The organism is Campylobacter sp. MIT 21-1684, from assembly GCF_026241315.1.
GTDB lineage: Bacteria > Campylobacterota > Campylobacteria > Campylobacterales > Campylobacteraceae > Campylobacter_D.
Map to the genome: position 1 here is coordinate 1 of NZ_JAPHNA010000028.1, position 8667 is coordinate 8667.

Annotated in this window: 7 protein-coding genes and 1 pseudogene; 5 read left to right on the top strand and 3 right to left on the bottom strand. The window is 29.9% G+C overall.

What is annotated here, in order from left to right; translation table 11 throughout:
- Window positions 1-124 precede the first annotated feature (124 nt).
- Window positions 125-398 (bottom strand): annotated as a pseudogene (locus OQH62_RS08775) (hypothetical protein); the annotation flags it as partial.
- 257 nt (window positions 399-655) lie between these two features.
- Here OQH62_RS08775 and OQH62_RS07990 point away from each other — a divergent pair.
- From OQH62_RS07990 to motB, 4 genes are all read left to right on the top strand, one after another.
- Entirely contained in the window at window positions 656-1087 is a 432-nt protein-coding gene (locus tag OQH62_RS07990) for a YqaA family protein (protein WP_266015975.1), read from the top strand.
- A 274-nt stretch (window positions 1088-1361) separates the two neighbouring features.
- Window positions 1362-4001, top strand: coding sequence for a DNA polymerase I (polA, locus tag OQH62_RS07995; protein ID WP_266015977.1), 2640 nt, complete (start codon window positions 1362-1364; stop codon window positions 3999-4001).
- 12 nt (window positions 4002-4013) lie between these two features.
- Window positions 4014-4787, top strand: coding sequence for a flagellar motor stator protein MotA (motA, locus tag OQH62_RS08000; protein WP_266015980.1), 774 nt, complete (start codon window positions 4014-4016; stop codon window positions 4785-4787).
- A gap of 5 nt (window positions 4788-4792) precedes the next feature.
- A complete protein-coding gene (motB, locus tag OQH62_RS08005; protein WP_266015989.1) occupies window positions 4793-5527 on the top strand; it encodes a flagellar motor protein MotB in 735 nt (244 codons plus the stop codon).
- 15 nt (window positions 5528-5542) lie between these two features.
- Here the strand turns inward: motB and flhB are convergent, their stop codons facing one another.
- Both flhB and OQH62_RS08015 read right to left on the bottom strand, forming a co-directional pair.
- Entirely contained in the window at window positions 5543-6634 is a 1092-nt protein-coding gene (gene flhB / locus OQH62_RS08010) for a flagellar biosynthesis protein FlhB (protein WP_266015983.1), read from the bottom strand.
- Between the two features lie 287 nt (window positions 6635-6921).
- Window positions 6922-7626: a hypothetical protein gene (locus OQH62_RS08015; protein ID WP_266015985.1), complete on the bottom strand. Its 705-nt coding sequence runs from the start codon at window positions 7624-7626 to the stop codon at window positions 6922-6924.
- A gap of 289 nt (window positions 7627-7915) precedes the next feature.
- Here OQH62_RS08015 and OQH62_RS08020 point away from each other — a divergent pair, with 289 nt between their 5' ends.
- Window positions 7916-8479 carry a hypothetical protein gene (locus OQH62_RS08020; protein ID WP_266015987.1) on the top strand — a complete coding sequence of 188 codons (564 nt, stop codon included), beginning with the start codon at window positions 7916-7918 and terminating at the stop codon, window positions 8477-8479.
- The last annotated feature ends 188 nt before the right edge of the window (window positions 8480-8667 follow it).

Sequence of the window (8667 nt, forward strand, 5' to 3'; positions counted from 1 at the left end):
ATTTTTATCTGCTTCGCTATTCCAATCTGTAATTAAAACAATGATATTGAGATTAAACTTTTTAATCTCGCTAATTGTCTCAATAGTTCTTAAGATGGAGTTGTATAAAGAGGTGCAAGGTACAATACTCTATGAGCTTATCTTTTGCTTTAATAACTTCTCTTTTTTGTCTTGAAATGATAGTTTTATCCTTATAGCTTTTATATGCTTTGATTTCACAAAAATCTTTAAAGGTTAATTTTTTTATCAGGAAAACTTGTTAGAAATCTCACTAAATCTTGTGCAACCAAAGAATCAAGATTGATAAGGATTTTTGATAAATCATCATCATAAGCAAGAGTAGATTCTGTATGCAGCTTTTTGATATATTCTCTACGAATTGTTAGGACAAAAACAGATTTATCCTCTTGTAATAGAATCTAAGCCTTTAGATTCTAGTTTTGCTCTGAGTTTTGAATAGAGAGGAATATACAAGTTGCTTACCTTTGATTCGTTTCTAAAACCATTTGAATGACTTTAACTCCTAGACTACATAAATCTAGTTTATCGTTTGTATTATTGAAATAATTATTGATAAAACACTTCTAAAAATACTCTATAAAAAGCTAATTATAGTAAATTTTGCTATAATTGTATCTTTTTTAAAGATTAAAAGATGCTTGAAACTTTTAGTTATCCTATGCTTTTTATCATATCTTTTCTTTCAAGTACGCTTATACCCTTAGCAAGTGAAGCTTTTGTACTTACTTTTATACAGTTTGGTTTTAATAGCTATCTTGTACTTTTTGTTGCAAGCTTAGGCAATACTTTAGGTACTTTGAGTACCTATGGCTTAGCGTATTTTGGAAAAGAAAAAATACTTCAAAAATACTTCCCAAATTCTCTCAAAAAACTTACAAATTTCAATACAAATTTTACAAAATTTGGAAGTCTCTTTGCTTTTTTAACCTTTTTACCTTTTATTGGAGATATTTTTGCTTTAGCACTCGGTTTTGCAAAGTATCCTTTTATAAAATGTGCTTTCTTTGTGGCATTAGGAAAGACAGGGCGTTATGTGCTTATTCTATTTTTAGCAAAACTCTTTTAAATCGATTTTAATTACTAAAGTAATACAATTTCATTTAAAAAGTTTTTAGAGCTATTTTTTACTTATAGGCTATATTATTGCATTTGAACTAAAATGAAGGGAATAAATAAAAAGAGTATAAAGTAAATTAAAGTTTTTATGAGCTTTCAAACTCTATAATTTTTAATACAAAAATTAAGTATAAGGAAAAAATGGAACAAGCAAACACGCAAGAGGAATTGCAAATACAACACAACTTCACTAAAGAAAAACTCAGTAACACACAAAGGAAATTATGAAAACTTTAACTCTTATTGATACTTTTGGCTTTTTTTTTCGATTGTACTATGCTCTTAAAAATCTACACAATTCTAAAGGCGAACCAAGCGGAATGATTGCTGGTTTTGCAAATTTCATTTACAATCTTAAAGACGAATTTCAAAGCGATTATATTATCTTTGCCCTTGATAGCAAAGGAAAAACTTTTAGAAACGAACTTGATCCAAACTACAAAATAAACCGAACTCCGCCTCCGCCTGAACTTTTAGCACAACTTCCAATTTGCATCCAAATGATAGAAAAAATGGGTTTCACAAGCTATTCTTGTGAAGGGTATGAAGCTGATGATATTATCGCTTCAGTAGTAAGAGAATGTGAAAATAAAGAACTTTTTATCAGAATCGTTAGTCAAGATAAAGATTTATATCAGCTCATTAAAAACGATAAAGTAAGCATATACAGTCCAATTTCAAAAAATGACTACAACGAAGAAGCGTGTTTTGAAAAGTATGGAGTAAAACCACACCAAATTCAAGATTTTCTTGCATTATGTGGTGATAGTTCTGATAACATACCCGGAATTAAAGGTATAGGACAAAAAGGTGCAAAAAACTTGTTACAGGAATTTGAAAGTCTTGAAGGAATTTATGAAAATCTAACTCTTATTCGGCAAGAAAGGACAAAAAAACTTCTTATTGAAGGAAAAGAAAATGCGTTTTTAAGCAAAAAACTTGCTTCTTTGTATGAGAATTTAGAAGTAAAGCACTTGCTTTTAAGCTCCTCTTTTCCTAAAGATGAACCCTTATTAAAGATACTTGACATTTTAAAGCATTATGAATTACATTCCTTGTTAAAAAAAATACACTCAAATCCTCAAAATAAAGAGAATAATTTAAATTTCGAAACAAGAGTACTTACAGATGAAAATACTCTTTTTGAGCTCTTAAACAGCATAGACAATGAAAATATTATAGCTTTTGATACTGAAACCACAGGACTTGATACAAAAGAAGCAAAAATAGTAGGTTTTAGCTTTTGTTTCAACGAACAACAAGCCTTTTATGTACCTTTGGCACATAATTATTTAGGCGTGGGCAAGCAACTTTCCTTAGAAAGTGCTAAAAAGATTTTACAAAATATCTATGAACATTTTATTGTAGGACATAATCTAAAATATGACTTCGAAATTATAGAAAATAATTTCGGTTTAACTCCTCCTAAAAAATATGCCGACACTCTTATATTAGCGTGGCTTCATAATCCGGGTCTTAGAATCAATATGGACGATTTAGCCTTAAGACTGTTTAGATACAAAACCATTCATTTTGAAGAACTTGTAAAAAAAGGAGAAAATTTTGCAAATGTTGAAATTAATAAGGCTTGCAAATATGCTGGTGAAGATGTTTATATAACACTTCGTTTCTATCTTTATTTTCTTAATAACCTAGAATCAAATTTACTTGAAATTGCCAAAAAATATGAATTTGATTTTATTAAAATTATAATGATGATTGAAAAAAATGGAATACAGCTTGACACAAATCTTTTAAAAGCTTTAATGCAAAAATTTGACAAAGAAATAAAAAATTTAAGCAATGAAATATACACACTTTGTGGAGAAAAATTTAATCTCAATTCACCTAAACAAATAGGTGATATTTTATTTGATAAATTAAAACTTCCAAGCGGTAAAAAAAGTAAAACAGGGTATTCTACTGATGAAAAAGTTCTAAAAGAACTGAAAGATAAACATCCTGTTGTCAGTAAAATTCTTCATTATCGCGAACTTGCCAAGCTTTACTCTACTTATTGCGAACCGCTTTTAAAACTTGCCTTAAAAGATAAAAATTCAAGAATTTATTCAAGTTTTCTGCAAACAGGAACAGCAACAGGCAGACTTTCCTCAAGAGATCCAAATTTGCAAAATATCCCGGCACGAGGACAATACGCAAAAGACTATAAGTCTTGTTTTATAGCCAAAAATGGTTTCAGTTTTATAAGTTTTGACTACTCACAAATCGAACTAAGAATGCTTGCGCATTTTAGTGAAGATATCAAGCTTTTAGAAGCCTTCAAAAATAATGAAGATATACACGCTAAAACGGCAATTATGATCTTTGGTAGAAGCGATTATGAGACACGAAGTATAGCTAAAAGCATCAATTTTGGACTTATCTATGGAATGGGCTATAAAACTTTGAGTCGAAATTTAAAAATCCAAGCCAATCTAGCAAAGGAATATATAGAAAAATATTTTGAAAATTTTACAAGTATCAAAAGCTATTTTGAAACAGTAAAAAATGAAGCAAAAAAGAATGGATTTATTAAAACCTTACTTGGGAGAAAAAGGTATTTTGATTTTGAAAATGCAAAACCTATGATGCTTGCTATGTATGAGAGAGAGAGTATCAATTCTATTTTACAAGGTTCTGCAGCTGATATTATTAAACTTGCTATGCTTGAAATTGCAAAAGATTTAAACGAAGAAAAAAAACTCATCTTACAAATTCACGATGAATTGCTTTTTGAAGTTAAGGACGAATTGTGCGAAAATTTCATAAAAAAAGTTAGTGATATTATGGAAAATATAGTAAAATTAAAAGTCAATTTAAAAATCTCATCAAATATCGCTAAAAATTGGGGCGAATTAAAATAAGGAGAATTCTGAATGGATCTTTCAACCATACTTGGAATGGTACTTGCGATAACAAGCATCTCTGTTGGAGATATACTTGAAGGAGGAAATCCCCTGCACGTTATCCACTTGTCTTCGTTTCTTATCGTGATGCCAACAGCAGCTTTTTGTGCTATGACTTCCACACATAAAAAAATTGTAAAAGCAGCCTATAAAGAACTAAAAATTGTTTTTAAGGGTTCTGGAGTCAATTTACCAGAACGTATTGCTCAACTTATAGAATATGCCATAGTCGCTCGTAGAGATGGTCTTCTAGCTTTAGAATCTAAAACAAATGAAATTGAAAATGAATTTTTAAAAAATGCTATGATGATGCTTGTTGATGGTAAGAGTTTTGATGAAATTCACGAAAGTATGGAAATTCAAACTGAACAGCTTGAAGAACATTATAAAGAATGTTCTGAATATTGGATAGTTTTTGGAGAAACTTGCCCTACTATGGGGCTTGTTGGAGCAGTTTTTGGTTTAATTCTGGCTCTAAAACTCTTGGATAATCCACAAGCAATGGCTGCTGGGATTTCAGGAGCTTTTACAGCAACTGTTACTGGTATATTTGGAGCCTACGCACTTTTTGCACCTTGGGGTAAAAAACTTAAAGCTAATGGTATGGATATAGTAAAAGAACAAATTGTTATCACAGAAGGCATTAAAGGTATAGCAGAAGGTGCAAATCCAAGAGACTTAGAAGCAAAACTCTTTAATTTTCTAAGCCACGATGATGTTAGAATTTCGCAATTTGATAAATAGGATTTATAATGGCAAAACACAAGTGTCCAGAATGTCCAGCTGGTGAAAAATGGGCTGTACCGTATGCTGATTTCTTAAGTTTGCTTCTAGCGCTTTTTATAGCACTATGGGCTATCTCTAAGACAAATCCTGCAAAAGTTGAAGCTTTAAAAACTGAATTTATAAAAATTTTTGATTATACTGCTACTCAAACTGTAAAGGAAGAAAGTAAGCAACAAGAAAAATATAAAGGTGCGGCAAGAGAAGAAAGTGATGAGATGAAATCACTTCGACAAATGACAATGACTCAACAAGAAACAATCAAAAGACTTCAAGCAGCCCTTGATCAATCAGATAATCAAATCGCTCTTAATCTCCCTTCGAAGGTTGAATTTGCTCAAGGGAGTGCATTAATAGAATCTACTGATATTCAAGATTTTCTTAAACGTATGGCACAGCTTTCTTTACGTTTACCTCCGCAAGTAAAAATAGAAATTCGCGGTTATACTGACAACAGTGATACAATTTTGCGTAGTTTTAATCTAGGATATACAAGAGCTGAAGCTGTTTCAAAATATTTTCTTGATGGCGGAGTAGATGCAAAAAATCTTACTCTTCAAAGCTATGGTCTTAATGAACCGATTGATAACAATCCTCAAGCTTTAGAAAATAACCGTGTTGAAATTTATTTCAAAATAGACACAGAAGACGCCGATGCTAAACAATCAGTTCTTCAATTTATTCAGCAAAGTGGAAATTGAAAATTCCAAATAGTTTTATATACCTCTTTGTGCAACTAAACGGCTTTTTTTATTGGTTTTGTTGGCATTATAAACAAATCCTAAGACTTCGGCGACAGCTTTAAAGAGTTCTCTTGGGATAATATCATCAACATCACACAATTTATAAAGCTCTCGTGCCAAAGGAGGGTTTTCATACACAATAATATTATTTTGATACGCTACTTCTTTGATACGAAAAGCTAAAAAATCAACACCTTTAGCCACTACACGAGGTGCCTCTTCCCTAAGAGTATCATAACGAATTGCAACAGCATAATGAGTTGGATTTGTAATCACAACATCAGCTCCGGCAACATCTTGTACCATTCTACGTCGAGCTGCTTCCATCTGTAAACGTCGAATTCTCCCTTTTACTTGCGGATCTCCTTCCATTTGTTTGTATTCATCTTTAATCTCCTGTTTGCTCATTCTAAGTCCTTTAAAATACTGAAAACGTACTAAAAATATATCTAAAACTGCAATTATGATAAAAGCTATAATAATAATAGCAGCTAAAATAATAGCCTTATCTCTCAACCAAATCATTTGAGATACAATATCATAAAGTTCTACTCGTGGTAATTCTTTCATAAAATGAAGTAAAACAACAAAAGCCACTGCAAAAACAACACCAACTTTTAAAATGATTTTTACACTTTCAATAAGTTTTTTGAGAGAAAAAATATTCTTAAATCCTTTTAAAGGATTGATTTTGTCTAAATTTGGTGTAATAGGCTTTGTTGTAAAAATAAAACCAAATTGCATAACATTACCTAAAATTCCAGCTACCATAATACTTAAAACTATTGGTGCAAGCATGAGCAAAACTTCAAAGATGCTTTTCATTATCACAGCTTGTACAATACGAAAATCCATTTCAACACCGATAAAACTTTGATAATATCTATATAAATTCGTAATTCTTTCACCAATAAAACTTAAAACAAGAAGTGTAACAACAATGGCTACAAGCAATGTTACAACAGCAGAAGCGTCTTGACTTTTTGGAACATTTCCATCATTTCGAGCATCTTCTATCTTTTTGGAAGTTGGTTCTTCTGTTTTTTCTTGATCATCTGCTGCCATAATACAAAACCTTTTAAATATTTATTTAAGATTAGTATAGCAAAAAATTGTTTGAGAAGTTTTCTTACAAAAATTACAATTGAATTTATACTTCAAAGCGTATTCAAAAAGTTGTCTTTGCTTTTCAGCATCACCGCTTATTAAAACAAATTATCCTATTTCAAAACCTTAGGATTTTCTTGCTAATTAGTTTGCTTTGGTAACATCTCCGAGAAAAGAAAAAATTAATCAAAAATAGAATAATATAAAATAACTTTGTCTTTTTAAAGTACCGAGAAGTTTGTCTGCTATTTCTGCTTGGCTCTAAGCTTATCAAGGAAGTTCTGTGAGTCAAAAACTTCTATATTATCAAATTTTCTTATATATTTGCTAAAAAGTCCATTTAAAAGGTTCAGCTCTACTACAGCTTTATTTTCTTTGCTTAAAGAGGAGGTAAGCCTTTCTAAGTTTGAAAGTTTGGCACTGCCTTGACCTTGCACATAAGAAAGCAAAGTATCAAGCACTTTTTCATAGCTCTTTGCTTCATCAAAAAGCTTTAAATCTTTAGTAGTTTTGAGCAAATCTTTCATCAAGCCATATTCATTTAAAGCATTTTCATACAAATCTTTAGCCTTTGCATACTTGCTTTTATCACTTGCAAAGATTTGTCCTATTGCGCTGTCTATTGTGTTTCTTATATCTTTTTGTATAGCAGTTTTAAGATAGTCTTTTAAAGTAGGATTTTGAATGCTTTTAGTGTAAGCATTGAGATTCTTTCTTAAATTGTTCAGCTCTTTAAAGCTTAAACCTTTTTCATCAAAAAGCTCATTTAAAAAAGCTTGAGTGATGTTTTTGTCCTCGCCTATTAAGAGCTTTTCATTTTGAAGTTTAGCAATAAAATCCTCATAAGGCTTTCTATCAATGACGACTTTAATGTCTTGTGGATAGAGTGAGTTTAAAACACCTTCTATTGCTTCTTCATAATCAGCTTTTGTTTCTTTTTTGCAGTACAATAAATCGATTTTTGTAAGAATTAATTGGAAATCAAACTTAATCAAAAATCTAAGAAAAGAATATGAGGAAAAGCTTAACAAAGCTATAAAAAAAGAAGAAGAAAGAATTCAAAAAATACGCCAAGAGTTTTTAGATTCTCTTTTAGATATTCTTCTTTATAATGAAAAATTTGAGCAAGATTTTTTAAAGAATTTAGAACAATATAAAGGAGATAAAATTAAAAAATATTATGAAAAATTAAAACAAGAATATTCATAAACTTTGTAAATTCACAAGGAGAAAAAATCTATGAAAAAATATGACTACTTTAATGTAGAAATTGATAAAAATATTGACAAAGAATTGGCTAATCTTTTAGAAAAGCAACCATATACTAATGAAGAGGAAATTGGAGAATTATTTTCTCATCTTGCTCATATTGATAAAGTGCAACAAGAAAAAAATATTAATGATGGAAAGATACAAAATAAATTTATTCAATTAAAACTCTGTTATCCAAATCCAGAAAATAATAAAGGGGAACTAGAAACATTAAAAATTCCTCTTGGACAAGGGCATTTTACAAAAGGTTTGAATCATTTAAGAGAAATTGGACGCATAGAGCTTGAAAAAAGTTTAGATACAAAGAAAGAATTTTTTAAAAAATTATCAGAAAGGTATGACAAATATTTAAGAATGCCAACAAAAATTGGTATAGATATTTTACAAAAAAGCGGTTGGGGAACAATGGAAAATTGTGCAAAAATTATGGATATAGCTCCATCTCCAGAATTACAAGAATTTCTTAAAGGATTAAACCAAAATACTACTATACAAGAAAACCTTAGAGAAAAAGAAGAAAATAAAATATAGATTACCTTTTAGCCTTAATTTATCAACTTTCGTTTTTTATTATTTTTTAAGTCTTTATGTGATGTTTTATGGAAATTTTTGCTTTATGATTCTGTCTTTTCTTGCAAAAGATAAAAGAGTATAAATTTGAATTGAATTTCAAATTTATAGCAGGTACTTTGTTTTAGCTTTTTGATGTATGCTTTTGT